The organism is Acinetobacter sp. Ac_3412 (assembly GCF_013072675.1).
Taxonomy (GTDB): domain Bacteria; phylum Pseudomonadota; class Gammaproteobacteria; order Pseudomonadales; family Moraxellaceae; genus Acinetobacter; species Acinetobacter higginsii.
On sequence record NZ_LXUJ01000009.1, the window covers coordinates 216,846 to 242,634 of the forward strand.

General features: G+C 42.0%; 28 protein-coding genes and 1 riboswitch. Of the genes, 16 read left to right on the plus strand and 12 right to left on the minus strand.

The window, feature by feature from the left end; translation table 11 throughout:
- The first annotated feature begins 11 nt into the window (after positions 1-11).
- Genes A7P54_RS09465 through A7P54_RS09485 form a run of 5 tightly spaced genes read left to right on the plus strand, consistent with a single transcriptional unit; the run spans position 12 to position 7,721 of the window.
- Complete coding sequence (locus tag A7P54_RS09465) at positions 12-1,826, plus strand: ABC transporter substrate-binding protein (RefSeq protein WP_171549682.1); 1,815 nt, start codon at positions 12-14, stop codon at positions 1,824-1,826.
- A gap of 26 nt (positions 1,827-1,852) precedes the next feature.
- Positions 1,853-3,871, plus strand: coding sequence for a M3 family metallopeptidase (locus A7P54_RS09470; protein WP_171549426.1), 2,019 nt, complete (start codon positions 1,853-1,855; stop codon positions 3,869-3,871).
- A gap of 12 nt (positions 3,872-3,883) precedes the next feature.
- Positions 3,884-4,822 (plus strand): ABC transporter permease, encoded by a 939-nt coding sequence (locus A7P54_RS09475; protein ID WP_171549427.1) that lies wholly within the window; start codon positions 3,884-3,886, stop codon positions 4,820-4,822.
- Between the two features lie 10 nt (positions 4,823-4,832).
- Positions 4,833-5,975, plus strand: a complete 1,143-nt coding sequence (locus A7P54_RS09480; RefSeq protein WP_005205504.1) for an ABC transporter permease — start codon at positions 4,833-4,835, stop codon at positions 5,973-5,975.
- Between the two features lie 12 nt (positions 5,976-5,987).
- A complete protein-coding gene (locus A7P54_RS09485) occupies positions 5,988-7,721 on the plus strand; it encodes an ABC transporter ATP-binding protein (protein ID WP_171549428.1) in 1,734 nt (577 codons plus the stop codon).
- A gap of 51 nt (positions 7,722-7,772) precedes the next feature.
- Here the strand turns inward: A7P54_RS09485 and rluB are convergent, their stop codons facing one another.
- The 3 genes from rluB to A7P54_RS09500 are packed head-to-tail and all read right to left on the minus strand — an operon-like array spanning position 7,773 to position 10,153.
- The gene (gene rluB, locus A7P54_RS09490) at positions 7,773-8,720 is read right to left on the minus strand and encodes a 23S rRNA pseudouridine(2605) synthase RluB (RefSeq protein ID WP_004804930.1); all 948 of its coding nucleotides are present in this window, start codon (positions 8,718-8,720) and stop codon (positions 7,773-7,775) included.
- 42 nt (positions 8,721-8,762) lie between these two features.
- Positions 8,763-9,362, minus strand: coding sequence for an SMC-Scp complex subunit ScpB (scpB, locus tag A7P54_RS09495; RefSeq protein WP_005205502.1), 600 nt, complete (start codon positions 9,360-9,362; stop codon positions 8,763-8,765).
- Positions 9,359-10,153 (minus strand): segregation/condensation protein A, encoded by a 795-nt coding sequence (locus A7P54_RS09500; protein WP_004804932.1) that lies wholly within the window; start codon positions 10,151-10,153, stop codon positions 9,359-9,361. Before A7P54_RS09500 ends, scpB begins: the two co-directional genes overlap by 4 nt.
- A 246-nt stretch (positions 10,154-10,399) precedes the next feature.
- Between A7P54_RS09500 and A7P54_RS09505 the strand changes: the two genes are divergently transcribed.
- Complete coding sequence (locus tag A7P54_RS09505; protein WP_005205501.1) at positions 10,400-11,116, plus strand: GNAT family protein; 717 nt, start codon at positions 10,400-10,402, stop codon at positions 11,114-11,116.
- Between the two features lie 191 nt (positions 11,117-11,307).
- Positions 11,308-11,814 (plus strand): hypothetical protein, encoded by a 507-nt coding sequence (locus tag A7P54_RS09510; protein WP_005205500.1) that lies wholly within the window; start codon positions 11,308-11,310, stop codon positions 11,812-11,814.
- 105 nt (positions 11,815-11,919) lie between these two features.
- Here the strand turns inward: A7P54_RS09510 and A7P54_RS09515 are convergent, their stop codons facing one another.
- Both A7P54_RS09515 and A7P54_RS09520 read right to left on the minus strand, forming a co-directional pair.
- Complete coding sequence (locus A7P54_RS09515) at positions 11,920-12,537, minus strand: L-threonylcarbamoyladenylate synthase (protein WP_004804938.1); 618 nt, start codon at positions 12,535-12,537, stop codon at positions 11,920-11,922.
- 88 nt (positions 12,538-12,625) lie between these two features.
- Positions 12,626-13,288 (minus strand): elongation factor P hydroxylase, encoded by a 663-nt coding sequence (locus tag A7P54_RS09520; RefSeq protein WP_005205499.1) that lies wholly within the window; start codon positions 13,286-13,288, stop codon positions 12,626-12,628.
- Positions 13,289-13,383: 95 nt separating this feature from the next.
- On the opposite strand from A7P54_RS09520, the gene A7P54_RS09525 reads away from it, so the two are divergent.
- The 6 genes from A7P54_RS09525 (at position 13,384) to lysM (ending at position 17,122) form a co-directional block, all read left to right on the plus strand.
- Complete coding sequence (locus tag A7P54_RS09525) at positions 13,384-13,944, plus strand: YceD family protein (RefSeq protein WP_004804944.1); 561 nt, start codon at positions 13,384-13,386, stop codon at positions 13,942-13,944.
- 74 nt (positions 13,945-14,018) lie between these two features.
- Positions 14,019-14,204, plus strand: a complete 186-nt coding sequence (rpmF, locus tag A7P54_RS09530) for a 50S ribosomal protein L32 (RefSeq protein WP_004638135.1) — start codon at positions 14,019-14,021, stop codon at positions 14,202-14,204.
- A gap of 197 nt (positions 14,205-14,401) precedes the next feature.
- Entirely contained in the window at positions 14,402-15,388 is a 987-nt protein-coding gene (gene fabD / locus A7P54_RS09535; protein WP_171549429.1) for an ACP S-malonyltransferase, read from the plus strand.
- Positions 15,385-16,119 carry a 3-oxoacyl-ACP reductase FabG gene (gene fabG, locus A7P54_RS09540; RefSeq protein ID WP_004804947.1) on the plus strand — a complete coding sequence of 245 codons (735 nt, stop codon included), beginning with the start codon at positions 15,385-15,387 and terminating at the stop codon, positions 16,117-16,119. The genes fabD and fabG overlap by 4 nt, the downstream gene beginning before the upstream one ends.
- A gap of 86 nt (positions 16,120-16,205) precedes the next feature.
- Entirely contained in the window at positions 16,206-16,442 is a 237-nt protein-coding gene (acpP, locus tag A7P54_RS09545) for an acyl carrier protein (protein WP_004655272.1), read from the plus strand.
- Between the two features lie 206 nt (positions 16,443-16,648).
- Positions 16,649-17,122, plus strand: a complete 474-nt coding sequence (gene lysM / locus A7P54_RS09550) for a peptidoglycan-binding protein LysM (protein ID WP_004804950.1) — start codon at positions 16,649-16,651, stop codon at positions 17,120-17,122.
- 67 nt (positions 17,123-17,189) lie between these two features.
- On the opposite strand, the gene A7P54_RS09555 is transcribed toward lysM, so the two are convergent.
- Positions 17,190-17,957 carry a hydroxymethylpyrimidine/phosphomethylpyrimidine kinase gene (locus A7P54_RS09555; RefSeq protein WP_171549430.1) on the minus strand — a complete coding sequence of 256 codons (768 nt, stop codon included), beginning with the start codon at positions 17,955-17,957 and terminating at the stop codon, positions 17,190-17,192.
- Between the two features lie 93 nt (positions 17,958-18,050).
- Here A7P54_RS09555 and A7P54_RS09560 point away from each other — a divergent pair, with 93 nt between their 5' ends.
- The gene (locus A7P54_RS09560; RefSeq protein WP_171549431.1) at positions 18,051-18,725 is read left to right on the plus strand and encodes an HAD-IA family hydrolase; all 675 of its coding nucleotides are present in this window, start codon (positions 18,051-18,053) and stop codon (positions 18,723-18,725) included.
- A gap of 48 nt (positions 18,726-18,773) precedes the next feature.
- Here the strand turns inward: A7P54_RS09560 and ribB are convergent, their stop codons facing one another.
- Entirely contained in the window at positions 18,774-19,433 is a 660-nt protein-coding gene (ribB, locus tag A7P54_RS09565; protein ID WP_171549432.1) for a 3,4-dihydroxy-2-butanone-4-phosphate synthase, read from the minus strand.
- Positions 19,434-19,531: 98 nt separating this feature from the next.
- Positions 19,532-19,688: riboswitch (FMN riboswitch) on the minus strand.
- Positions 19,689-19,872: 184 nt separating this feature from the next.
- Here ribB and A7P54_RS09570 point away from each other — a divergent pair.
- Together A7P54_RS09570 and A7P54_RS09575 are read left to right on the plus strand one after the other, a co-directional pair.
- Positions 19,873-20,097, plus strand: a complete 225-nt coding sequence (locus A7P54_RS09570; RefSeq protein ID WP_004804958.1) for a hypothetical protein — start codon at positions 19,873-19,875, stop codon at positions 20,095-20,097.
- A gap of 1 nt (position 20,098) precedes the next feature.
- Positions 20,099-21,271 (plus strand): hypothetical protein, encoded by a 1,173-nt coding sequence (locus tag A7P54_RS09575; protein ID WP_004804960.1) that lies wholly within the window; start codon positions 20,099-20,101, stop codon positions 21,269-21,271.
- Here A7P54_RS09575 and A7P54_RS09580 read toward each other — a convergent pair.
- The 5 genes from A7P54_RS09580 to A7P54_RS09600 all read right to left on the minus strand — a co-directional run bounded on the left by A7P54_RS09580 (position 21,268) and on the right by A7P54_RS09600 (position 25,732).
- Positions 21,268-23,058 carry a patatin-like phospholipase family protein gene (locus tag A7P54_RS09580; protein ID WP_004804961.1) on the minus strand — a complete coding sequence of 597 codons (1,791 nt, stop codon included), beginning with the start codon at positions 23,056-23,058 and terminating at the stop codon, positions 21,268-21,270. The genes A7P54_RS09575 and A7P54_RS09580 overlap by 4 nt on opposite strands.
- A gap of 205 nt (positions 23,059-23,263) precedes the next feature.
- Positions 23,264-23,644, minus strand: coding sequence for an aspartate 1-decarboxylase (gene panD, locus A7P54_RS09585; protein WP_004655255.1), 381 nt, complete (start codon positions 23,642-23,644; stop codon positions 23,264-23,266).
- Between the two features lie 139 nt (positions 23,645-23,783).
- Complete coding sequence (pth, locus tag A7P54_RS09590; protein ID WP_004804964.1) at positions 23,784-24,365, minus strand: aminoacyl-tRNA hydrolase; 582 nt, start codon at positions 24,363-24,365, stop codon at positions 23,784-23,786.
- Between the two features lie 19 nt (positions 24,366-24,384).
- Positions 24,385-24,681, minus strand: a complete 297-nt coding sequence (gene rplY / locus A7P54_RS09595) for a 50S ribosomal protein L25 (protein WP_004663523.1) — start codon at positions 24,679-24,681, stop codon at positions 24,385-24,387.
- A gap of 97 nt (positions 24,682-24,778) precedes the next feature.
- Complete coding sequence (locus A7P54_RS09600) at positions 24,779-25,732, minus strand: ribose-phosphate pyrophosphokinase (RefSeq protein ID WP_004804966.1); 954 nt, start codon at positions 25,730-25,732, stop codon at positions 24,779-24,781.
- Between the last annotated feature and the right edge of the window lie 57 nt (positions 25,733-25,789).

Here is a 25,789-nt window from a genome sequence, read left to right on the forward strand (position 1 = left end):
ATGTGTTTATGATGAAGCAAAATTTTAAACTTTCGATGCAACGGACTAGTCTGGCGCTGTTATTGGGGACAACATTAAGTCTAGGGGTAACGATTACAGAAGCGAAAAGCCCTGCCGATCCAAAAAAAGTCTTACGTTATGCCTTTCCAGTGGCGGAAACGGGATTTGATCCCGTAGCGACACAAGACCTGTATTCGGCTCATGTCTTATATTCTATTTTTGAAACGCTCTATACCTACGATTATTTAGCTTCGCCTGCCAAGTTGGTGCCAAAAACGGCAGTGGCATTACCTGAAGTGAGTGCGGATGGGTTGACCTATACCATTCGGATTCAGAAAGGGATTTATTTCACACCTGATCCTGCATTTAAAGGCAAGCCACGTGAACTCACCGCTGCTGATTATGCGTATTCATTTAAACGCTTACTTGATCCAAATCTGCATTCTCCTAACAGCTGGTTATTTGAAGATAAAATTGTGGGCATTGAACCGCTTATTCAACAAGCCAGTAAAGCAGGAAAGTTTAATTATGATCAGCCGATCGCGGGACTACAAACGCCTGATCGTTATACTTTGGTGATTCGTTTAAAAGAACCGAATCATAATTTTCCGATGCTATTGGCGCATCAACCCACGGGTGCAGTGGCACGTGAAGTGATTGAAAAATATCGTGATAAGGCGGGCTATGTAATGGGACGTCCTGTGGGAACAGGTCCTTATATGCTGTCACATTGGACACCAGGTTCACGGATTATATTGAAGGCAAATCCAGATTATCGTGGTTTTACATGGGACTTTAAGGCCAGCACTCCTGAAGATCAAAAAATCGTACAACAGATGCAAGGCAAAAAAATGCCACAAATCGGTGTGGTCGATATTCAAGTCATTGAAGAATCACAATCGGGTTGGCTGTCATTCCAAAAAGATGGTTTGGACTTATTTACACTTGATGGTGAATTACCTGCACAGGCTTTGCAATCCGATGGTTCATTAAAACCTGAACTTGCTCAGAAGGGCATCCAACTGTCTCGTATCTCAGATCCTTCGATTGATTATTTGTATTGGAATATCCAGAACCCGATTGTAGGTGGTTTTAGTAAAGACAAGATTGCATTGCGCCGCGCGATGTCCATGGCAGTTTCTAAAGAAAAATTTATCACGGTCTTGGCCAAAGGCAATGCCCAAAAATTAGAATCACCGATTCCATATGGTGTAGCAGGGCATGATCCAAATTATAAAAGCAGTATTCCTTATTCTGTAAAGGCAGCCAATTTACTATTGGATCGCTACAACTACAAAGTAGGTAAGGATGGTTGGCGAACTTTACCTGACGGAAAGCCTTTAGTGATTGAGTTTATGCCATCGACCAGCAGTGCACGAAGTATGCAAATGGCCGAGTTACTCAAGAAAGATTTAACCAATATTAAAATTAATATGGTGTCGAAGCCTGTTCCTTTCGCAGAAGGTTTAAAAGCGGAGAAACAATGTAAAACCATGTTTAAGGCTTCGGCTTGGATTGCAGATTATCCTGACGCAGATAATTTTGTGCAGTTGTTCTATGGCAAAAATATTCATGCAACCAATCATACCTGCTTCAAATTACCTGAATATGATCGTCTCTATGAGCAATCACAAAAGCTTGAGGATGGCCCTGAGCGCGATATGCTGTATCGCAAAATGTCACGGTTGTTAGAGTTTTATTCGCCCGTACAATTTATGTCGACGCGTTACCGTACTGTGGTCGCTCAACCTCGTGTGATTGGTTATAAAAAACATCCTGTTCTGCCAGCAGAGTGGATGTATATCGATATTCAAGACAAGAAATAACAAACAGATTAAATTGGAGAAAGCGCATGGCGAAAAGAATATTGAAGTTGTCGACACTGGGACTGTTATCGATGGCAGTCACGGGGATGAGTCAAGGCATTTGGGCTGAAAGCACACGAACCACGTTACCGATTTTAAAAAGCAGTGAAAGCGCACAATGGTGCGATGCTAATTTACAGACTTTAAAGCAGCGTATTTCTCAACTGGAAAAACAAAGCATTAAACCGCAATCCGATGCTGCACCTGTGTTGGCAGAGTGGGATCAATTAATGGCAACTTTCGAGAATTTTGCTGGGCCGATTAGCCTGTATAGCAATGTTGATCCAGATGCTAAATTACGCCAAGCCGCTGAAGATTGTGAAGTTAAGTTGAATCAACTACAAACCGAAATTTATCAGAATCCGAAGTTATACCAACGTTTTAAAAACACCAAAGCCAACGATGCAATCGATACGAAGTACCGCCAAGATATTCTTGATGCCTTTGAAGATACAGGGGTACAACTTCCACCCGAAAAAAGAGCACGGGTCAAAACAATTTTTGATGAATTGACCAAACTTTCGCAAGAATTCTCCCGCAATATTCGTGATAACCCAGAAAAATTAGAATTTACGCCTGCCGAGCTAAAAGGCTTGCCAGATAGTTATATTTCAGGCCTAAAGAAAAATGACAAAGGCAATTATTTATTAGGGTTTGAATATCCAGAGTACCAACCGTTTATGGAGTTGGCCGACAGTGATGATGCACGCAAACGTTATCAAACTGCATTTACACGTCGTGGTACAGAAAAGAACTTAGTCTTGCTTAAACAGATTATCGACTTACGTTATGAACTTGCGCAGCTGTTTGGTCAGCCAAGCTATGCCGATTGGGCGCTAAAAAAACGTATGGCGAAAACGCCAAAAACGGTTAACACCTTCTTGGCCGATGTACACAACGTTGTTGCACCACTTGAGCAAAAAGAAGTGGAGGAGCTACGAGCCTTTAAAGCCAAAACCTTGAACACAACTTTAGAAAAAGCTGAAATTAACCGTTGGAATGTGAACTATTGGAGTGAAAAACTCCGTAAAGACAAATACCAGATAGACCAAGAAAAACTGCGTGATTATTTCCCGACCTTAGCGGCACAAAAGTGGTTATTTGCGATTTCATCTGATCTTTATGGGATTGAATTTAAGCCAGCCAAAGTCGATGCATGGCAAGATGAAGTTGAATATTATGATGTCACTGACAAAAAAACAGGTGAAGTTCTTGGTGGTCTATACATGGATAAATTTCCACGTGAAGGCAAGTATGGGCATGCAGCGGTCTGGGGAGTATATGGTGGCAGTACGCTGAGCAAGCGTAAACCAATTTCAGTGTTGGTCACCAACTTTAACCGCAAAGGTTTAAATAGTGACGAGCTGGAAACCTTTGTACATGAGTTTGGTCATGCCCTACATGGCATTTTATCGAAAACCCGTTATTCGGGACAGTCGGGTACATCGGTAGAGCGCGACTTTGTCGAAGCACCATCACAAATGTATGAAGAGTGGGCGCGTCGTAAAGAAACCTTGTCTAAAGTGGCCGATTATTGTAATCCAGCTTGTCCACGTGTAGACGATGCCCTAATTGCACGCCTTAAATCGGTACATAACTATGGACGTGGTTTGCGTTATGCACGTCAAACCCTATATGCACAATATGACATGGCTTTACACGGTGCGGATGCGCTGAAAGTACAGCCGATGGATGTCTGGAAAAAAATGGAATCGGCAACCGCATTAGGCTATGTACCGAACACCGAGTTCCCTGGACAGTTTGGCCATCTGATGGGTTATCAAGCGGGCTATTATGGCTATATGTGGTCTGAAGTCTTAGCCTTAGATATGTTGTCGGCTTTTGGCGATAACCTGAATAATCCAGAAGTAGGACAACGCTACCGTCAGGCGATTTTGTCACAAGGCAGTCAAAAGAATGCAGCACAACTGGTTAAAGACTTCTTAGGCAGAGAACCAGATAACAAAGCCTTCTTTAATGAAATTACAGGTCAACGGGTCAAATAAGGATTTGCCATTATGCTTGCTTATGTCGTGCGTAGACTATGGCAAATGATCCCGACCATGTTGGGTGTCATTTTGCTGATTTTCTTCTTGTTTAACTGGGTGGGGGGCGATCCTGCATATATCTTGGCAGGAAAAATGTCCAACCCTGAGCAAATTGAAAACATCCGTAAACAGTTGGGGGTTGATCAACCTTATTATGTGCAGTTGTGGATTTTTATCAAACAGATTCTGACTTTTGATTATGGTGCCAGTTGGAGTACAGGCGAATCTGTCTCACAGATTATTCTGACCCGATTAGGCCCATCATTGACCTTATTGATTCCATTGACCATTTTACAAACCGTGATTTCAATCATCTTGGCATTGGCGGTTGCATCAGTGCGTGGTTCATTGACCGATCGCATGGTGATGATGCTGTGTACCATTGGCATGTCGATCAGTATCTTGGTGTATATCATCATCTTCCAATATGTTTTGGCCTATCAATTAAGTTGGTTCCCCGTACAGGGTTGGAGTGATAACTTCAGTCAAAATTTATTCCATTATGCTTTGTTGCCGATCTTAATCATGTTGGTGGTGAGTATTGCTCCAACACTACGTTTATATCGAAGCTTCGTCCTAGATGAAATTAACCAAGATTATGTGCGGACTGCGCGTGCCAAAGGTGTGGGAGAGTCTCGGGTACTCGGTGTGCATGTATTGCGTAATGCCTCGATTCCGATTGTCACTGAAGTGATGGCTAGTCTGCCTGCCTTATTGATTGGTGCTTTCCTGATTGAACGTTTCTTTGGTATTCCGGGCATAGGTCGGGAAATTATTATTGCGGTTGAACGCAGTGATTTTCCTGTGATTAAAGCCATCACCGTATATATCGCTGCAGTCACCATGATTTTTAACTTGATCGCCGATCTGATTTATAAGCTCCTCGATCCTCGTGTGCAGTTGAAATAGGAGGATGACGATGCTCAGTACAATTTTTAAAAGCAAAGCTGCCTCGAATGAATCTTCTGCGTCAACAGGATTGTGGCATTTGGCCTTGAATCGATTGAAGTCAGATCGAATCGCCGTGGTGTCTTTTTTGGTGGTGTTATTTTATTTCATCCTGCTCGCTTTATCGATGACAGGGGTAATAGCCTCAAACTGGAATAAAGAAGTTGCCGTCAGCTATGCACCGCCCACTTTCTTGGGTGCGGATACAGAGTCAGATCAAATTAAGGCAACTACAGAAAACACAGCAACTTTGCCTGAAAATCCTGTTGATCCTCTGAAAGACGTGATTCAGCAGCTGAATGCGGAAATTCAAGCTGAACAGCAAGGTGGCTCAGTCATTGATAATTATGGCGTGGTTGATCCTTTGGCTGAGGATATGCAGCAGATTGATCAGCAACTCGGTGGGCATTTACTCGATCAAAAGCAAGAGCTCAAAACTACTTTGCCTTTTGGGGCGGATAAGTGGGGACAAGATGTGTTGCTAAAAACCATCAAAGGTGCTGAAACTTCAATTCTGGTCGGTTTATTGTCTGCGCTATTGGCGGTGGTGATTGGTACTTTTTTGGGTGCAATTGCAGGTTATTTTGGTGGCTGGGTTGATGATGTTTTGAACTGGTTCTATAACATTTTTACCTCGATTCCTTATCTGTTGTTGGTGTTGGCCATTGCGGCTGTCCTGCAACAAAAAGGCATTCTGTCGATTGTGTTGATCTTGGGTTTAACTGGTTGGACGGGGGTGTTCCGTCTGATTCGTGCCGAATATATGAAACATAAATCGCGCGAATATGTTCTGGCAGCCAAAGCCATTGGAGTGAGTCATCTACGTCGTATGTTTGTACATATCTTCCCAAACGTGAGTCATATTGCCTTGGTACAGATTTCGATTTTGGTGGTGTCATTCATTAAATCTGAAGTCATTCTGAGCTTCCTTGGTTTTGGTGTACCTGTTGGCGTGGTGTCTTGGGGCAGTATGTTGAATGAAGCGCAAAGTGAGCTGATCTTAGGTAAATGGTGGCAATTGGCTGCGGCATCTATCGCAATGGCGGTGTTAGTCACTGCATTCTCGATGTTTACAGATGCCTTACGTGATGCTTTAGATCCTAAGTTGAAATAGCGGAGAGATAAAATGCAATATCAGAATGAAACAACGCTATTACGTGTCGATGATCTCCGTGTCAGCTTTAAGGGTGAAAATAAGCAGTGGATTGAAACAGTCAAAGGGATTTCATTTTCAATTCCTAAAAATAAAACTGTAGCACTGGTTGGGGAGTCGGGCAGTGGTAAATCGGTCACTTCCCTAGCGGTGATGGGGCTGTTGCCAAAAGGGCAAAGTCAAATTGCCGAACAGAGTCAAATTTGCTTTGAAGGTAAAGACTTACTCAATTTATCGGCCAAAGAGATTCGCAAAATTTGTGGTAAAGACATTGCCATGATTTTTCAGGAACCGATGTCCTCGTTGAATCCTGTCTTTACCGTGGGGGATCAAATTGCTGAGGTATTATGTATTCATTTAGGCATGGGACGTAAGCAGGCCAGAGCACGGGTACTTGAGTTGCTGAAAGAAGTTGGTATTCCTGCACCAGAAACCAAGATCGATGCTTATCCGAGTCAGCTTTCAGGTGGTCAGCAGCAACGGGTGATGATTGCGATGGCAATTGCCTGTGAGCCAAAGCTTCTGATTGCGGATGAACCAACAACGGCCTTAGATGTCACCATTCAAAAGCAGATCATTGATTTGTTGGAATCATTACGACAACGCCATGAAATGTCGATGCTATTCATCACCCATGATTTAGCACTGGTTGGTGAAATCGCAGATGAAGTGATCGTTATGCGTCATGGTGAAATTCGCGAAAGTGGCTCTGTTGAACAGGTGCTGGAACAACCACAAGATGTGTATACCCGTGCTTTGCTGCATTGTCGTCCACAGTTGGCGACGCGTCCATACCGTTTGCCTGTGACCAGTGATTTTATGCAGCAGGACGAAAATGGACAACTGATCGAAGCCACCAATTTGTCTGATTTAAACTTGAAACAACGTGTCCGTGGTCTGACTGGCGATGAGCCGATTGTGCTCGATGTAAAAGATTTGAAAAAGTCATTTTATAGTCGTAAGGGTTTGTGGGGACAAGAAGAATTTCAAGCGGTTAAAGGTGTCTCTTTTCAATTAGCGAAAGGTAAAACCTTGGGACTAGTTGGCGAGTCGGGTTCAGGTAAAACCACGATTGGTTTGTTATTAATGCGCTTACATGAAGCCACAGGCGGGCAAGCCTTAATTGGTGGAAAAGATATTCTGGCCATGAGTGAGAAAGAGTTTTGTCAGTACCAACGCAAAATTCAAATCATTTTCCAGAACCCTTATGCTTCACTCAATCCACGCTTTACCATCGGGCAGATTTTATTGGAACCAATGCGGATTCATGGCATAGGTCAAAATGATGCTGAGCGTAAAAAGATGGCCTTGGAATTGTTAGAACGGGTGAGTTTGCCTGTACAAGCCTATGATCGTTATCCACATGAGTTTTCTGGTGGTCAACGACAGAGGATTGCGATCGCACGTTGTTTAACCTTGAAACCTGAGATTTTAATCTGCGATGAGTCTGTTTCTGCACTGGATGTTTCGGTACAGGCGCAGGTGTTGAATTTGTTGCAGGATTTACAGGACGAGTTTGGTCTGAGTTATATCTTTATTTCACATGATTTATCTGTCGTGAAATACATTTCTGATCAAGTCATGGTCATGAATCATGGCGAATTAGTTGAAATTGCCAACTCGGATGAACTGTATTTACATCCACAGCATGAATATACCAAAAAGCTGCTGAATGCGATCCCGCAAGGTATGGTTCAGCATAGTTAAAGCCAATAAAAAACGCTCTTATTAGAGCGTTTTTTATTTCAGGATTAAGAATTAGAACTTCTTAAAGCCTTTATTGAAACCAATGGTTTTACGACCATTGTTATTATTGGCATTGCCACTAGGACGTTGTTGCTGTGACTGATCTTGTTCATCATCACGACGTTGTTGACGCAAGTAACCACCACGACGTGCTGCCATCGGCTTTTCAGACATACGTTCAGTACGACGTTTTGCCATACCAAATAGACCTGTACCTTGACGTGGTTTTAATTCCACTGATTTTGCCAAGTTATCGATATCGCTTTTATCCAATTCCATCCAACGACCTGTCCGTAACTCGCGTGGCAAAATGACAGTGCCGTAACGAGTACGCAATAAGCGGCTGACTTTTAAGCTTTGTGATTCAAAGATACGACGGACTTCACGGTTACGACCTTCTTTAACCACCACTTGATACCAACGGTTAATACCATCGCCACCAATTTCTGAGAATGATTCAAACTTGGCTGGACCATCTTCAAGCTCAACACCTTTCAGCATATTATTGCGAATTTGTGGGGTTACTTCGCCCATCACGCGAACAGCATATTCACGCTCAACTTCGTTTGAAGGGTGCATTAAACGGTTGGCAAGTTCACCATCATTGGTGAATAACAATAAGCCAGTACTGTTAATATCCAGACGACCCACCATGACCCAACGGTCGTTGGCAATTTGAGGCAAATGATCAAATACCGTAGGACGCTTTTCAGGGTCATTACGTGAACAGATTTCACCTTCTGGTTTATAGTAAATTAATACGCGGCGGCGAATTTCATCTTCAATTTGGAATTGTACTTTACGACCATCGATACGAAGTTCATCACCTGGTTCGATACGTTCGCCAACTTGGGCAATCTGACCATTGATACTGACACGACCAGCAGCAATGACTTCCTCCATATAGCGACGCGAGCCTAACCCGACTCTCGCTAAAACCTTTTGTAATTTTTCACTCATGACAGCACAACCTTAGACATAATGATCAACAGTTCACCTTTCTCAGGACTTCGGCGCATGTGCGTCGAGTGTCATGAATGCTTCCTTGGCGTTCTGCAGGGGAGGCAATTGACCTAGCGAAGCTAAACCAAATGCATTTAAAAATTGGGGCGTTGTGACTAACAACGCAGGTCTTCCGGGTAAATCTCTGAAACCAGATTCTTTAATCCAGTTCCAGTCAAAAAGCGTTCTTAAATTCTGGCTATTGTTGGATACACCACGAATCTGTTCAATATCGGCACGTGTGACGGGTTGATGGTAAGCAATCACTGCAACAGTTTCGAGTAATGAGGGTGACAACTTGGTTGGGCGCTCTGGCCAAACCTGTGCAATAACATTTCGATATTTGGCACGTACTTGAAATCGAAAACCTTGCGCAGTTTCAATTAATTCGATTGAACGGCCATGCTGTAACATCGCCAGTTGCTGTAAAAATGTGCGTAATTGCTGCTTATTATATTGGTTTTGAAAAGCTTCTTTTAGACGTGCAAGAGAGACTGGTGAGTCACTGGCGAATAAAATCGCTTCAAGTTGCAATAAAACCTCATGATGAATGTCCTCAAACGACATACCTTCATTTTGCTCAAATTGATCTAAACTCATGCAGCAACTCCTTGAATGGTTAAAGGAGCTTCAATACCTGTATGGATAATCTGAATTCTTTGCTGACGTGTCAGTTCAAGCACCGCCATAAAAGTGACCACCATCCCCATACGACCTTGCATGGGATTTAATAATTCAATAAAACTCAATGCCTCACCTGACGCAAGTTGGCTTTCAATAAAGGCAATACGTTCTTCCAATAAAACAGGCTCTTGTGCCACAACATGAGTGATGGGCTCAGGGCGGTTGAATACGCAAAATAAAGCATCATGCAAGGCTTCAACATCATAGCCTTCATAAATAGGGGCAATGTGACCAATACTCACGTTAGCACTAAACGTATCGCGTTCGAAGATTGGCATCTGTCCCAATCGTTCCGCAGCTTGCTTTATACGTAGATAGGTTTCTAAACGGTCAATTAACTCTTGTTTTGGATCTTTCTCGAATTGATCAACCGCGACTGGTTTCGGGAGCAGTAAACGCGATTTCAAATCTGCGAGTAATGCTGCCATGACCATATAATCAGCCGTGAGCTCAATATTCAGGGATTTCATACTATCCATATAGGACAGATATTGAGTGGCAATCGGAGAAATATCGACCTGTAATAAATCAAAGCCATTTTTTTGAATCAAGTAAATCAGAAAGTCTAACGGACCTTCAAATTGTTCCAGTAAAATTTCAAACGCGGCGGGCGGTATATATAAATCTTCAGGTATGACTTCCTGCCACTCGTCAAGCACGCGAATGGAAGGAGTGGACTCCAAAGTTTGGGGGAGAATTTGGTTCATTACCGTTATAAGCCACGCGAATTTTCAAAAGCATGAAAGATATAATTTTTTGTGCAAAGAGAGGCACATGCTACCAAGAGCAGCTCTATTCTAATCGAAATTGCCAATTTAATAAATTACCTACTTACAAAAACCTTAAAGTTCTCAGGGTATTTTCTGTATTTATGCAAGATTCCATAGGTCATAGAAAAAACTTATGCTTAAATTAGCAACGGAAATCATTCTTTCTTTCAATTATAAATCATCATGAAACATTATTTAAAAACACAACAGAACCAGTTTGGGCAAACCGTAGGCTTTGCCATTGATCATCAACCCAATCAACCGATTAAGCATAATTTAGATGGGCAATCTGTCAAATTGATTCATATTGCTGGTGAAATTTCTGATCAGGCTGCGAATCAAATTTGGGATGCTGTTGCAACGGAAAAGGATGCGGCTTGCTGGACGTATTTGCCTTATGCCGCGCCGCAAAGCCAATTTTTGTTAAAACAGGATTTGCAAAATTTATTTGGTTTTAAAGGCTCAACTCATTTTTTAATTGAAATTGATGGCGAGGTCCAAGGTTGGATTGCTTTGTTAAATCCAAGGCTGGAACAGGGCGCGATCGAAATAGGCAATGTTTACTTTTCCCATCGAATGAAAAAGTCCAAAGCCTCAACGGAGGTAATCTTCTTACTGTTACAACGATGCTTTGCCCATGGCTTTAGGCGTGTAGAGTGGAAATGTGATGATTGTAATGCACCGTCTAAAGCCGCAGCCTTACGTTTTGGTTTTCAGTATGAAGGTTTATTTCGTCAAGATCGGATGACTAAAGGGCATAACCGTAATACAGCATGGTTTTCAATCATTGATGAAGAATGGCCTGATTTAGAAAAAATCTATCAACAATGGCTTAGTCCAGATAATTTTGATGCACAGGGTTTTCAGAAGCAGCGATTGTCTGACTTTTTTGAAGGCTAATGAGCGATTATTAAAATTCGCTTATGCCTTTTTTAAATAATTCATTATAAAGCAACCATTGATTTTCTAGTCATCGGAAAGTAAGGTTTTTTGATTTATTTTGTTGAATTTAATAAATATTTATAAATAATAGCTCGATTATTAAATGAGTGAGAACTCATAGACTATAAAATTAAATAATGAGGGCTAATATGAATATTAAATTTGTTGCAACGGGCCTAATAATTATTGGTGCTCTATTTTGGGGGACTGAGATATATTGGGCTAAGCAGTTTGAACAGCAGGCCAGAGACCATTTCAAAAGTATGGCTTTTGTACAGCAAATGAATGAGGCTATGCGTCGAGCGGGCTACCCGATTAAAGTGGATGCACTCAATCAATACCCTCATATTTTAGTTTATGTCACTTTAACTGAACCAATGACAGAAAACGTAAATAGAGATGATCTAAGAGGGGAAATGGAAAAAGCACATCATCAAATGACATGCGGTTATTTTGATTATATTCAGGAAAAAGAAGCCAGCGACAAATATAAAGATATTGGCAAAGGGGTTGTGAAAGTTATAGAAGAGGATCAGCCAGCCACAACTTATTTTTTTAAAACTTATGATGGCAATGTGTTGTATGAAAAAAAACAGATACTTTCAGAGTGTTCAGCGTTTTTTAAACTAAAGCAAAGTATCGGATATATCTCTTGATTTAAATACCTTGATCATAATTAAAAGACCATACCTAGCCTTTTTGTTGAAGGCATTTAGCAGCTTACGATTCTTTCTGAATCTAAGCTGCATTTTATACAACATTTACTCAAAAGCACTGACATCACCGACACCACGACGTACGACTTCAGGGTTTTCTCCAGATAAATCCACGATACTGGTGGTGGATAAGGTTCCGAATCCACTATCGATAAACACATCAATACGTTTACCCAACTGGTTTTCAATATCAAATGGATCATCCAACGGATCTTTTTGATCAGGCAAAATCAAGGTACTGGTTAACAATGGTTCACCAAGTTCTTTTAATAAAGCCTGTGCAACGGGATTACTTGGAATACGTAGACCAATGGTTTTTTTCTTCGGATGCATTAAACGTTTTGGTACTTCGCTGGTCGCGGGTAAAATAAAAGTCGTAACCGCTGGTGTATTATTTTTTAATAGACGATACATCGCGTTATCGACTTTGGCATAGGTCGCAATATCAGATAAATCACAACACATAATCGCATACTGGTGCTTTGGTCCCAGACCACGAATTTGTGCAATCCGTTCCATTGCGCTTTTATTTCCGATTTGACAACCGATCGCGTACGCAGCATCTGTTGGATAGACCACAACATCACCAGCACGAATACGTTCTACTGCTTGTGTAATTAAGCGAGCCTGTGGATTTTCAGGATGAATATGTAAATGCAACATTATTTTAACTCCCTGATTTATACGGCTAAATTCAGTATGAAACTTGTTAGGGGCATGTTGCAAGTCTTAGATGTGATAATTTTGTCATTTAATCAAGGTATTCACGTTTAAATTCATCGAGTTGTAATGGTGTTCCATTGCGGGTAGACACGCAGATGTAATGAATGAAATGTGCTGCATCACGTGGTAATTTTGCTTCCCCAGAAAAATAACGTTGTACTTGCGCAAAAACATGATCTTTAAATTGATCTCCATTACCGCCATCGCCTGTTAAGTTATCCAGTGACACACGAAATTTCCGACCAAAGGCAGTCGCAAATAGCCATTCTATGGCTTGAGGTTTAATTTCAACTTGCTCAAACAGGGCCTGTTGTTCTGAACTTCGTCCATCAGGCGCATACCAATAGCCAAGGTCGGAAAGTAGGCGGCGTTGCTCGCCAGCAATACTCCAATGGCTGATTTCATGTAGGGCACTATTGAAAAAACCATGGGCAAATTGGATCTTTGCGGGCTGCTCAGAAGTGGCTGGGAAATATTCTGGTTCAAAATCACCTTTAACAAGTGTGACATTATGGTGGGAAAACCAGTGATTAAAGTGTAAAATAAGCCAATCGACCTGTTCTGGTTCTGTTGTTAACTTTTGCCAAGATGAACGTTGCACTTGATCTAGCGCTAACACAGGAACAGAGGTTGAATGGGTGCTAACAAGTAATGAAGATGTTACTTCAAGTTGCGGCTGCAACAGGTACATTGCTTAATTTACCCCGAGTTCTGTCTAAAGAAGTACAAAATTGTATCTTAATCTTTGACAGAGTACCGATGAATTTGTAGAATTGCCGCCTTAATATGTCAGCAAATACTTTTCCAAGCCAAATCGAGCCATTTAAATGGGCTGAACAGGGCTTTACATGGTCAGGAACACTGCCATTGTCTCGCTTTGCTCGTATTGCTCGAGAAGCTGTTGGTTCAATTGATGATCAATTGATCAACATAGACTGTAAGCTATCAATGGATATCTATCATCGTATTGTATGGTTAGATGGACATACTGAAGCAAAAGTTCCAATGGTGTGCCAACGTTGTTTGGAAGCCGTTGAAATTGAATTGGTTTCAGACTTTCATTTAGCTTTGATTGATGATGAGTCACTGATAGAGCGATTGGATGAGGATGCTGATTTCATCGTTCTAGGTGAAAGTGAATCTTCAAAAAAAGGTGATTTTGATGCACCTGCAGTGATAGATTTGCTCGCACTATTAGAAGATGAGCTGTTATTGTTGATGCCTTTATCTCCTAAGCATGATGCTTGTGAGCATAAGCATCAACCTGCCACTCCAGATGTTGTCGAAGAGAAACGGGATAACCCGTTTGATGTTTTGGCAGGTCTGAAGGGTAAACTTAACTCATAATTTATGTTATAATGTTGAGTTAAGACAACTGAATTTGTTCTGATCCATTTTTTCGATCTTTGTAAGGAGCCATCATGGCCGTTCAGCAAAACCGTAAAAGTCGCTCTCGCCGTGACATGCGCCGTTCACATGACGCTTTAACCGAGAATGCATTATCTGTAGACCAAACTACTGGTGAAACTCATCGTCGTCACCATGTGACTAAAGACGGTATTTACCGTGGTCGTCAATTATTCGCTAAAGCAGCTGATGCTGAATAATTGAACTATATGCATTAAGCGTTAGCTTAAAGTATAGAAAAAATGGGAGCGAAAGCTCCCTTTTTTGTTGTTTTTCGCAATTATAAAAAGAATTAATCAGTGTTAAATTGCCGCATCGCTAAAGAGTCTATTGTCATTCTCATGTAGAATTATGAGTATTGATAAAATTGGCGGTAGACTAATTTAAGGATTTTTATATGTCGACTAAACGACTTGAGCAGGCTGCTCAAGCAACAAAAACAGCATTTGTTTTTCCTGGTCAGGGTTCTCAAAAGGCAGGTATGCTGGCTGAACTTGCAGAGCAGTTTAGTGTCGTTCAAGATACATTTGCTGAGGCATCAGCTGCACTAGGTTTTGACCTTTGGCAGATTGCCCAAACGGGTGAAGGCTTGGACCAGACTGAAAATACCCAACCTGTGTTACTGACTGCAAGTATCGCGCTATGGCGTGTATGGTTAGAGCTGGGTGGTATTGTGCCGAAATACTTGGCTGGACACTCTTTGGGAGAATACAGTGCGCTTGTTGCAGCGGAAGCAATGAGCTTGGCTGATGCAGTTAAACTGGTTCATTTACGTGGCAAACTGATGCAGAGTGCTGTTCCTTCAGGTGAAGGTGCAATGGCTGCAATTCTCGGTTTGGCAGATGAGAAAGTGGTCGAGCTTTGTCAAAATGCTTCTGCTACAGGTCAAGGTTCAGTTGAAGCGGCAAATTATAATGCGCAAGGCCAAGTCGTAATCGCTGGTAGTACAGCATTGGTTCAGCAGGTCATGGCAGAAGCAAAAGAACAATCAGGGAAAGCAATTGCATTACCTGTTTCAGTACCATCACATTGCACATTAATGAAACCAGCAGCGGAAAAGTTTGCCGAAGCTTTGGAACAAACTGCCATTGAGCTACCATGCCTTCCTGTAATACAAAATGTCAACGCGGAAATCGCGACAGATGTTGCTCAATTACGTCAGGCGTTAACAGCTCAATTGTACCAATCAGTACAATGGACACGTACGATGCAATATCTGCAAGATCAGGGTATCCAGTATGTGGTTGAATGTGGCCCGGGTACGGTACTGAGTAATCTTGCTAAGCGATTACCGAACATAGAAAAAGCATTTGCCCTTGATAGCAAAGCACGTATGGAAGATGCCCTAAACGCAGTGTTAGTGGCAGAAGGAAAAATTGCATGACACAACAACGAAAAGTTGCGTTAGTGACAGGAGCAAGCCGAGGCATTGGCGCAGCAATTGCACAGCAACTCATTCAAGACGGTTTTTTTGTGGTTGGTACCGCAACTTCTGAAGCAGGCGCGCAAAAGCTGACAGAAAGCTTTGCTGAACATGGGACAGGTGCTGTACTTGATGTTCGCAATGGCGAAGCGATTGATGCACTGGTTTCAGACATCGAGCAAAAATATGGTTCAGTGTTGATCTTGGTCAACAATGCAGGCATTACCAAAGACAACTTGCTGCTGCGTATGTCAGAAGATGATTGGGATGATATTCTCAATATTCATCTAAAAGCGGTTTATCGTTTGTCAAAGCGTGTATTGAAAGGTATGACCAAAGCACGTTTTGGCCGCATTATTAATATTAGTTCAGTGGTTGCACATTTTGCCAACCCTGGGCAAGCGAACTACTCGGCAGCAAAAGCAGGGATTGAAGCATTCAGTCGTAGTTTAGCCAAAGAGATGGGTAGTCGTCAGATTACAGTGAACAGTGTTGCACCTGGTTTCATTGCCACTGAAATGACTGATCAGTTAAGCGAAGATATTCGTAAAAAAATGACTGATCAAGTAGCTTTAAATCGTCTAGGTGAACCTCAAGATATTGCAAATGCAGTGAGTTTCTTGGCGAGCGATAAGGCTAGTTACATTACTGGTACAGTTTTACACGTAAATGGTGGTCTATACATGGCCTAAGTGGCGATGTATAAACTTTTAAAAAATCTTATATTCAATTAAACTAGTGGCAAATTAAAACGCCACAAGCAATGAGGAGAATTCCTGTGAGCGATATCGAACAACGCATCAAACAAGCAGTAGCTGAACAATTAGGTATGCGTGCTGAAGAGATTAAAAACGAAGCATCTTTCATGGATGACTTAGGTGCTGACTCTTTAGATTTGGTTGAACTTGTAATGTCTTTTGAAAATGATTTTGACATCACGATTCCAGATGAAGATTCAAATGAAATCACAACTGTTCAATCTGCAATCGATTACGTAACTAAGAAACTTGGTTAATCATCTTGCATGATCAAAAGCCACCGCAAGGTGGCTTTTTTGTGTTTGTATGTTTTGCAATAGAATGTTTTTCATTAAGTTCTATCGAATATACATATATTTACAAGACCGCGTTAAATTGAAACTCGAGTGTTTTATTTTTTCTGTATAACTAGATGTAGGTCTATTTTGACTATTATGCATTAATAATTACAGAGGAAATAACAATGGGTCTTTTTGATTTTGTTAAAGGTATTGGTAAGAAAAATACAGCACCAGCTGAACCGCAAGCTGCACCAGCAACGCCAGCTGAACCATCAGCTCAAGAGATTGCGAATAAATTATTAGGTTTGATTAAAAGTTTAGGTCTTCCGATTGATGGTTTGTCGGTCACATATAATGGCAATACCGATACAGCAACGATTAAAGGGCAGGTTAAAACCCAAGCAGATAAAGAAAAGATTGTACTTGCTGTCGGAAATATTGATCATGTGGCGCAAGTTGATGATCAACTTACCGTGGAAACACCTGAACCAGAAAGTAAGTTTTATACCGTGAAATCAGGAGACAATCTGTCTAAGATTTCAAAAGAATATTATGGTGATCCAAACCAGTACAATAAAATTTTTGAAGCAAATCGTCCATTACTCAAAAATGCAGATGATATTTTCCCTGGTCAAGTACTCCGTATTCCACAGTAATTGATCCGAAATAAAAAAGGCGCGAGATGCGCCTTTTTTATTGAAGATTCATTTGTTCAGGGATGATTTAAAAACGTTTTGGAATCTTTTGCCCATTGGGTACTGGGGTTTCTGCATGTTTTAACACCCCGAATAACCATGTTTCAGCATGTTGAACCGCAATTTTTAAAGAATCACCGAGTGCTAAACGTCCTGCAATAAAGCTTGCCAATGAACAACCTGAACCGTGGTATTGACCCTCTAAGCGTGGGCAGCGGCTTTCTGCAAGCATTTTCCCATCAGCATAGAGCACGTTGCGGATATGATCAGGCGTATCTTCGTGCCCACCTTTGACCAATACTGCTTTTGCACCCATTTCAAACAGTTTATGTGTGGCCTGTTCAATATCATCAAGACCTGTTAAGGCTCTTAACTCAACGGTATTTGGCGTGATCACCGTTGCTAAAGGAATCAACTCCACGAAGGCTTTGACTAATGTCGCTTGGTCACCCAATGAACCGCCGCTATTTGCCACTAAAACGGGATCTAGGACATATAAATAATCTGGATGTTCTCGTAAAAACTCGGCTAATGCAGCAATATTTTCGGTCGTGCCTAACATGCCTGACTTTACACATTTAATTGGTAAATCACCCACCACCGCATTTGCTTGTGCGAGTAATAATGCTTTTGGCGTTGCTTCAAAACCAAATACTTGCTGTGAGTTTTGAATCGTCAGCGCGGTACATGCAATAGCCGCATGCGCACCACTTTGCCCAATTGCTTCAATATCTGCTTGTAAGCCAGCACCACCAGATGGATCTAGCCCTGAAAAACAAAGTACGGTTGGACGCACTGCAATTTCCTTTTATTCTGCAATCTACGGTAGTATAGGGAAGTTTCGAGAAACTCTCGACTCTGTTGTGTAAGACTGCAAGAGATTGAACGAATGACGATCAAAAATATTCTCATCGATTTAGATGGAACCTTAACCGACCCTAAAACTGGGATTCATGGTTCAATCCGTTTTGCGCTAGAAAAATTAGGCCAACCTGTAGCAGATGAAGTTGATTTGGACTGGACCATTGGGCCACCGCTCAAAGCATCTTTGGCAAAATTACTGAATACTCAAGATGATGAGCTGGCTGAGCAGGCATTGCTGGCTTATCGTGAGCGTTTCTCAGTGACTGGTTTATTTGAAAATGAAGTATATCCATCGGTCGTTGAGACTTTGCAGCAATTGCAATCACAAGGCTATGCTTTATTTTTGGCGACAGCAAAGCCTACAGTTTATGCGAAGCAAATTTTGATTCATTTTGATTTAGCCCAGTATTTTACCGAAATGTATGGCAGTGAATTGACTGGTGAGAGAACCAACAAGGCGGATTTAATCGCTTATATTCTGGAACAACAGCAGTTAGACGCACAGCAATGTATTATGGTGGGTGATCGTCAATACGACATCATCGGTGCGCGTGCTAATGAGATTGAAACCATTGCTGTGAATTATGGTTATGGCGCGGCAGAAGAGTTGGCTCAAGCACAACCTGTGACTCAAATTTCGCAATTTAGTCAGTTGATTGAAGCTGTTGCTGAATTGAATGCTGAGCGAAAAGTTTCATAAAACGAATTGTAAAAAGCCTCGATGATTTGAGGCTTTTTTTATCTCTAATTAGACATTGTGTTTTAAGCGGTATTGCACCAGTTCTTCAATGCTAATCACAGTTAAACCATGGGTTTGTGCATAAGCAAGCACTTGAATCCCTGAAGCCATAGAGCCATCAGGATTGGTCAATTCACACAACACTCCAGATGGTTTTAAACCTGCCAAACGTGCTAAATCAACAGTCCCTTCAGTATGGCCGCGGCGACTTAGCACACCACCTTCACGCGCACGTAAAGGAAAAACATGACCTGGACGGCTTAAGTCACTTGCTACGGCTCCATCTTTGGTTGCAGCCAAAACTGTGGTGACACGGTCTTTAGCAGAAACGCCTGTGGTCACACCTTGTGCCGCTTCAATCGTTACTGTAAATGCGGTTTTAAATTGGCTGGAATTGTCGACGACCATAGGTGGAAGTTCTAAATGATCAGCTAAGGCTTCTGTTAAGCATAAGCAAACAATACCTGAACCATCACGAATCATTTGCGCCATGGTTTCGACAGTTAAAGTTTCAGCAGCAATAATCAGGTCAGCTTCGTTTTCACGATCAAAATCATCCATCACCAATACAGGTTTGCCTTGGCGGATATCTTCTAAAGCTTGTTGAATACGTTGTTCAGCAGGAGAAAGGGCTGAAAAGAAAAGTTCGGGTTGGATTAAACTAGACATAATGAAACGCTCTCGTAAGTAGGATACGGTTGAACATTTCAGGACTGATGTAAAAAATAAGCGTGCACAAAAACAACGCAAAAAGCGTATTTCAGTGGTTTCGTCTTCTTTCATCCGGACTATACCGTCGGCTTTGGTTTCTCACCAAATCTGCGAGTATATAAAAAATATACAGGCTCGTGGGCTGATTAGATCATTTGATTAGAATGCCTAACTTACCACCGGTGGGGAATTACACCCCGCCCTGAAGCGATGTGCCTTGATTATAGCCAGATTTTTATGAGAAAAGGCAACTTTTTATAGAATGAATCGTTCTATAAAAATGAAAAAATTTGCTGAGAAGTAGCTCTAGTTTTTCTTCGATCTGTGAAACTGGCAATGGATTTAAATTGAGCATACACTCGAAAGATAAAACAACAATAATTCAAGGAGTCGATAAATGGAGCAAGCAGATAAGACAGAATTAGAACGATTGGCACAACAATTACGTCGGCCTGTGATGAGTCTTCAGCCATTTTCACAACTTTCTAATCATGATTTGGCTTGGCTCAATCAACAATTACAACAGGCCATCAAAAATGAAGATCAGAAAATGAATCGTAGTGTGTACCAAACACCTTTTTTCCTTCGTTGGCTGTTTCGAAAAAATAAAATGAGGGAATAGCATGACTCGATTGGCAGTACAGGCAGAGCTGATTAAGCTCGCTCGCATTTTGCAGGTCTCAGAGCAAGAATTAGAGTTTATGCAGTTTTTGGCCCCTGAAAACCTTAGACAATTTCGGTTTGCGATATTAGAGCGACTACAAAATCGGCAGAAAAAGCGTTTCCGTTACCTAGCAGCATGGGTGAGTTGGTTACCACGTTGGGTGAGTGTTTTTATGGTTAAACACTTTTTAGAACCATTTATTGTTGCCCAGATTGCAGTGTATTTATCTACAGAAAATTCTTATCGAATAGCGAAGCATTTACCTGCAAAAACCATAGCTGCAATTGCTGTTTATTTAGATCCTCGATTGGCAAGAGAACTACTTGGCTATCTCACTACACATCAAATTACTGACATTACTCAAGTTCTATTGGAGCAGCGGGACTTTGTGACGATTGGCCGTTTTGTGAGTATGTTATCTGACGCCGTTTTACAAGATGTTGCACAGGTTGTTGAAAGTGAAAGTGATCTATTGGAAATTGCTTTTTATATTGAGTCCCGAGAGCAAATCGATCATTTAGTCCATGTTTTGCCCAAGCAGCGCATTGAGCAAGCCTTATTGATTGTGGGTGATCCAGCTCAGCGATTGGTATGGCCTAAAGTTTTGGCTTTAATGAGTTATATCAGTTATGGACTTAAGCAGGAGCTTGGTGATTTGGCTGTTCAGCAAGGGGAATCCGTCGTGAATGCGATTATTCAAGCCACACAGGAAGACCAATTGTGGGAAGACATGTTGCCTGTAGTGGCCTGTTTGTCGGCGCAAGCACAGAGCTTTGTTGCTAATTTACCGACATTAAGAAGAGTAGAGATTATTCGGAGTATTGTAGAGGCGGCTGATCGTTGTGATTTATGGACAGATATGTTGGTCATTGTGAATTATATGCAAGATGAGGCAAGGGAGGTTGTTGCCACGGCGATTGCCCAAATTGATGAGCAGGTCCTGCATCATATTGCCTATGCATCATTATTACGCTCACAATGGGAAGTTACTTTCGATATTATGCGACGTATGCCAATCGATAAGCAGCAGCTATGTCATCGTATTCTAGATGGTTATATGCAGCAATTAGATCCAGAAACTTATCAATATTTAGATGGGCTATTGGATCGTTATCAGATTCATTCGGCTTAAGCACTAGGCAACGTTTCTCGAATTGGTAGTAAGGTTTCTAGAGCATGCTCATAGCCGCGTTCGATTAGTTCATCTAATTTATGCCAGTCAAACATACCGATACCTTCAATGGGCATGCGGATATGTAAATTGGCGCGTTCAATTGCCGCTGTTTGTATCATGGTATCACTCGCAAGGGTCGCGGTACGCATCAAAATCTCTGCCAAACGTGGTGCATGTAGAAGCTTATCTTTGATAATTTTATTCCAGTTCAATAATGCACTTTGATCTGGTTCTTCTAAACCAATTCCTGGGACTCGAATATCATCATGCAAGCTGACATTGCTAGCAATAATGGTGCCTCGCTCTAGGTTTTGCATAACATCTGTGGGGAGATTGTTAATTACACCGCCATCACAGAGCAGGTTTTCATGCCAAGCAACAGGAGGAGCAACACCCGGCACACTCATGCTGGTTCCGACCCAAGTCGCCAGTTCACCTTGATCATGAATCACTGCTTGACCTGTGGTAAGGTTGGTTGAAATACAGTAATAGGTCTGTCTGAGCTCCTCAATTCTGCGACTTCCAAAGATGGCCTGTAATCGGGTATGGAAACGTTGCCCACGAATCAGTGAAACGCGAGGCATGGTGTAATCATTGAGGTAATTTCGTGCGACAAAAGTTTCATAAGCAATATGGGTCATTTCCACACTATCAAAACCACAGGCGACCAGCGCCGCCACAAATGCCCCCATACTGGTGCCCCCAACAATATCAATCGGGATATGTAGTTGTTCAAGCGCACGAATTAAACCAATATGGGCAAAGCCACGTGCACCACCACCACCCAGCACTAAACCAACCCCTTGACTGGAGATTTGGCGGGCAACGGCACAGATATCAGCTTGAGCCCAAGGGTGAATAAAGTAGTGGGCGCGGGCATGATAGAGCTGTTTCCAAATCAATGTATGCGGAGACGGGTCTCCTTCGGAACGCAGTAAAACCAATTCAATTGGACTTTGCCAATCATGCTGATTCAATACATCCGATAGTCTGGTTTGAGTGGGTGTTTGGTTGGCCTCCGCCAAAATCAATATTCGATCAGCTTGATGTAAACAGCGTTTCGACCATTCATCATCACTGCAATCCGCAGCATAGAGTACATAACAGTGTTTTTCTTCTAAATTGGCCAACCATTGGCGTAGTTTTAAATCTTCACTACTGTAATCTAATGGGGTTTGACTAAATCCTGAACCAAACAAGGCATCAATATGTGCAGCAGTGACTAAACGAACTTGAGGCCAACGTTGTAAGTGCTCGGTCAGTTTTTCTGCCAGATGTGTGGCAGGGATATGTGCGGATACAGGAATTACTGAAAGTGTACGACTATGTCCCATTGCATGACAATGTTGTAATTCGGGTTGCGAGCGGTGAATGATGAGTCGAGATAAAGCAAATAACACTTTTGGGTGCTGGTGAATGAAATCTAGAAATTGTTGTTGTGGAATACCGAGTAGAGCAGTGTCACGGACTGCATTGACTGTACCTTGATGAGGTTGATTGGAAATGACACCTGTTTCGCCAACAATATCGTGGCGACCAAAATAAGTCAGTAAGCCTGCTGAAGTGGTAAGTTTGACCCGACCATAAGCAACAATATACACATAATCGGCAATATCATTTGCACAATAAAGCTGCTGTCCTGTTTGTAAATGACGAATATGACAGTGAGGCACCAAGCTTTCTAGGGTGGTGTGATCGGAGTCAGCAAAGAGGCTAACTTTGCTAAGAAGATGAGTAATATCCATATTGTTCAAATTATCATTATTGTCTTTTTATTGAACAAATTTTGGTGCTATTTTACAAGTTTGCTTGCGTAAAACTTGGCCTTATTTTTCAGTGTTTTTGTATTTTTCCCTAGAGTATGAACCGGCTGTGTTTGTGCAATAAAAAAGCCATGAGCCGCGACTGAAGCGGCGCAAGGGACTGGCTTTTTGAGAATCTTTATAGGGCTTATGCAATTTGTACAGGAATACAGTTTGCAGTGTGGTTCACTGTATTGTCTGGGTTTGCATAAACTAAACGTGGTTTGTGAAGATTGGCTTCGACTTCGGTAAAGTCACCGAAAGTCGCAATAATCACTAAATCACCAACATCAGCTTGATGGGCTGCGCCACCATTCACTGAAATAATACCTGAGTCATCTTCACCACGGATTGCATAGGTGGTGAAACGTTTGCCGTTAGTGACGTTCCATACGTGGATTTCTTCGTATTCACGAATCCCTGCTAAGTCCATTAATACGCCATCAATTGCACAAGAACCTTCATAATGAAGCTCTGCATGAGTCACAACTGCACGGTGAATTTTACATTTTAATAAACGAGATAGCATGGCTAGCGTCTCCTGAGTAAGACCTAAGATGATTATCTTATGGTTGACTTGTCACGTTTTCCGCGGGCTATAGGCGGTTTGATGCGCATTTTGCGCTTAAAAATGCAATATGGCAAGCGGGATTGATCAACAATTCAGTTTAAGCGGGTTTGTAAGCGTTAATTTGATTCATTGCCTGTGACACTTGTCCATCAACAAGCATTTTCACTTGAGATAGAGCATGGTCAATGGCTGCATCCATTAAGCCTTGTTCACTGCTAGGCGCTTTACCAAGCACATGACCAGAAACGCGTTCTTTGGCACCTGGATGACCAATTCCAATACGTAGGCGATGGAAATTAGCACCGATATGCGGGACGATATCGCGGAGACCATTGTGTCCACCGTGTCCGCCACCTGTTTTCAAACGAATAATGCCAGGATTCATATCCAATTCATCATGCGCAATCAGGATTGCTTCAGGTGCAACTTGATAAAATTTAGCGAAAGGGACAACACTTTGACCAGAACGGTTCATAAAAGTGGTAGGAAGTAATAAACGGACATCATGACCTTCGATTTGGCCACGACCACTGTATCCATGAAACTTTGGATCAGCTTTTAAAGAAATGCCATAACGATCTGCAAGCTGTTCAACGAACCAGAAACCTGCATTATGGCGGGTTTGGGCATATTCCTTTCCAGGATTACCCAAACCAACAATTAGCGAAATATTTGACACTAATTTACGCCTTTAACACTTATGCGCGTTTGAAGTCAGCGTGCATAGGCGTGTTTTTAGCAGGGTGGCGTTGTAACGCTTGGATTTTAACGTTTTCAACTTTGTCACCGATTTTGATTTCGATAACTTCTTCGAAGAAAGCGTTGTTTTCTAAAGCTTTAACGATTTCACGAAGCTCTAAAGTAACAGCTACAGGCTCAGCGCTACCACCATAGATGATTGCTGGGATTTGAGCAGCGTGGCGAAGGCGGCGGCTCGAACCTTTCCCTTGTTGTGCTACTTCACGTGCTTGAGCGTTTAATACGAAGTTTGCCATGGGCATATCCTCATTGAGTTTGAGTAACTAAACTTGCGACCAGTTTAGTGATAGAAAAACCCTAGCGAGCTAGGGTTTAAGAAAAAAAGCTGGGCTATTATAGATAACTATCGAACATTGCGCTAATAGATTCTTCGTTATTGATACGACGAATTGTTTCAGCAACCATGCTAGCAACAGAAACTTGGCGAATTTTACCTAAGCTTAGTGCTTCATCTGAAAGAGGAATCGTGTCGGTAACAACAAGTTCATCAATGACAGAGTTACGAAGGTTATCAATGGCTTTGCCAGATAAAACAGGGTGAGTTGCATAAGCAACGACACGACGAGCACCAAATTGTTTCAGTGCATCGGCCGCTTTGCAAAGCGTACCTGCTGTATCTACCATGTCATCGACGATCACACAGTCGCGATCTTTAACATCACCAATCAAATGCATCACTTGTGATTCATTTGCTTTTTGACGACGTTTATCAATGATAGCCAAATCGATATCACCCATTTGTTTAGCAACAGCACGGGCACGAACCACACCACCAACGTCAGGCGAAACAACCACAAGATTGTGGTGTTGTTGCTGGCGTAGGTCAGCGAGTAATGCTGGCGTACCGTAGATGTTATCAACTGGGATATCGAAGAAACCTTGAATTTGGTCTGCGTGCAAGTCAATCATTACTACACGGTCAATACCAACAGTTGTCAGCATGTCTGCAACAACTTTCGCAGTAATCGGTACACGAGCAGAGCGTGGACGACGATCTTGGCGAGCATAACCAAAGTAAGGAATGACAGCAGTGATACGACCAGCACTTGCACGACGCAAAGCATCAGCCATCACCAAGATTTCCATTAGGTTATCATTGGTAGGGGCACAAGTAGACTGGACGACAAAAACGTCTTTACCACGAACATTCTCAGTAATTTCAACTGAAATTTCACCATCAGAGAACTTGCTAACAGAAGCAGCACCTAAAGGAATATGTAAATGGCTTACGACTTTTTGAGCGAAATGTGGATGAGCACTTCCACTAAAAACGACAAGATTGGGCATGAAGCACCCTTGGCGGTTGGCTTATAATGAATTTGGATGGCAGGGGCGGCTGGATTC

What these genes read in the sequence shown, in the direction of transcription:
- fabG (WP_004804947.1), top strand. Translation starts at nt 15,385, where the DNA reads ATGACACAACAACGAAAAGTTGCGTTAGTGACAGGAGCAAGCCGAGGC.
- fabD (WP_171549429.1), top strand. Translation starts at nt 14,402, where the DNA reads ATGTCGACTAAACGACTTGAGCAGGCTGCTCAAGCAACAAAAACAGCA.
- A7P54_RS09505 (WP_005205501.1), top strand. Translation starts at nt 10,400, where the DNA reads ATGAAACATTATTTAAAAACACAACAGAACCAGTTTGGGCAAACCGTA.
- A7P54_RS09575 (WP_004804960.1), top strand. Translation starts at nt 20,099, where the DNA reads ATGACTCGATTGGCAGTACAGGCAGAGCTGATTAAGCTCGCTCGCATT.
- rluB (WP_004804930.1), bottom strand. Translation starts at nt 8,720, where the DNA reads ATGAGTGAAAAATTACAAAAGGTTTTAGCGAGAGTCGGGTTAGGCTCG.
- A7P54_RS09475 (WP_171549427.1), top strand. Translation starts at nt 3,884, where the DNA reads ATGCTTGCTTATGTCGTGCGTAGACTATGGCAAATGATCCCGACCATG.
- panD (WP_004655255.1), bottom strand. Translation starts at nt 23,644, where the DNA reads ATGCTATCTCGTTTATTAAAATGTAAAATTCACCGTGCAGTTGTGACT.
- A7P54_RS09570 (WP_004804958.1), top strand. Translation starts at nt 19,873, where the DNA reads ATGGAGCAAGCAGATAAGACAGAATTAGAACGATTGGCACAACAATTA.
- A7P54_RS09510 (WP_005205500.1), top strand. Translation starts at nt 11,308, where the DNA reads ATGAATATTAAATTTGTTGCAACGGGCCTAATAATTATTGGTGCTCTA.
- A7P54_RS09580 (WP_004804961.1), bottom strand. Translation starts at nt 23,058, where the DNA reads ATGGATATTACTCATCTTCTTAGCAAAGTTAGCCTCTTTGCTGACTCC.
- A7P54_RS09480 (WP_005205504.1), top strand. Translation starts at nt 4,833, where the DNA reads ATGCTCAGTACAATTTTTAAAAGCAAAGCTGCCTCGAATGAATCTTCT.
- A7P54_RS09520 (WP_005205499.1), bottom strand. Translation starts at nt 13,288, where the DNA reads ATGTACCTGTTGCAGCCGCAACTTGAAGTAACATCTTCATTACTTGTT.
- ribB (WP_171549432.1), bottom strand. Translation starts at nt 19,433, where the DNA reads ATGTCTAGTTTAATCCAACCCGAACTTTTCTTTTCAGCCCTTTCTCCT.
- A7P54_RS09470 (WP_171549426.1), top strand. Translation starts at nt 1,853, where the DNA reads ATGGCGAAAAGAATATTGAAGTTGTCGACACTGGGACTGTTATCGATG.
- A7P54_RS09465 (WP_171549682.1), top strand. Translation starts at nt 12, where the DNA reads ATGAAGCAAAATTTTAAACTTTCGATGCAACGGACTAGTCTGGCGCTG.
- A7P54_RS09600 (WP_004804966.1), bottom strand. Translation starts at nt 25,732, where the DNA reads ATGCCCAATCTTGTCGTTTTTAGTGGAAGTGCTCATCCACATTTCGCT.
- A7P54_RS09485 (WP_171549428.1), top strand. Translation starts at nt 5,988, where the DNA reads ATGCAATATCAGAATGAAACAACGCTATTACGTGTCGATGATCTCCGT.
- A7P54_RS09500 (WP_004804932.1), bottom strand. Translation starts at nt 10,153, where the DNA reads ATGAACCAAATTCTCCCCCAAACTTTGGAGTCCACTCCTTCCATTCGC.
- scpB (WP_005205502.1), bottom strand. Translation starts at nt 9,362, where the DNA reads ATGAGTTTAGATCAATTTGAGCAAAATGAAGGTATGTCGTTTGAGGAC.
- A7P54_RS09515 (WP_004804938.1), bottom strand. Translation starts at nt 12,537, where the DNA reads ATGTTGCATTTACATATTCATCCTGAAAATCCACAGGCTCGCTTAATT.
- lysM (WP_004804950.1), top strand. Translation starts at nt 16,649, where the DNA reads ATGGGTCTTTTTGATTTTGTTAAAGGTATTGGTAAGAAAAATACAGCA.
- rpmF (WP_004638135.1), top strand. Translation starts at nt 14,019, where the DNA reads ATGGCCGTTCAGCAAAACCGTAAAAGTCGCTCTCGCCGTGACATGCGC.
- rplY (WP_004663523.1), bottom strand. Translation starts at nt 24,681, where the DNA reads ATGGCAAACTTCGTATTAAACGCTCAAGCACGTGAAGTAGCACAACAA.
- A7P54_RS09560 (WP_171549431.1), top strand. Translation starts at nt 18,051, where the DNA reads ATGACGATCAAAAATATTCTCATCGATTTAGATGGAACCTTAACCGAC.
- A7P54_RS09525 (WP_004804944.1), top strand. Translation starts at nt 13,384, where the DNA reads ATGTCAGCAAATACTTTTCCAAGCCAAATCGAGCCATTTAAATGGGCT.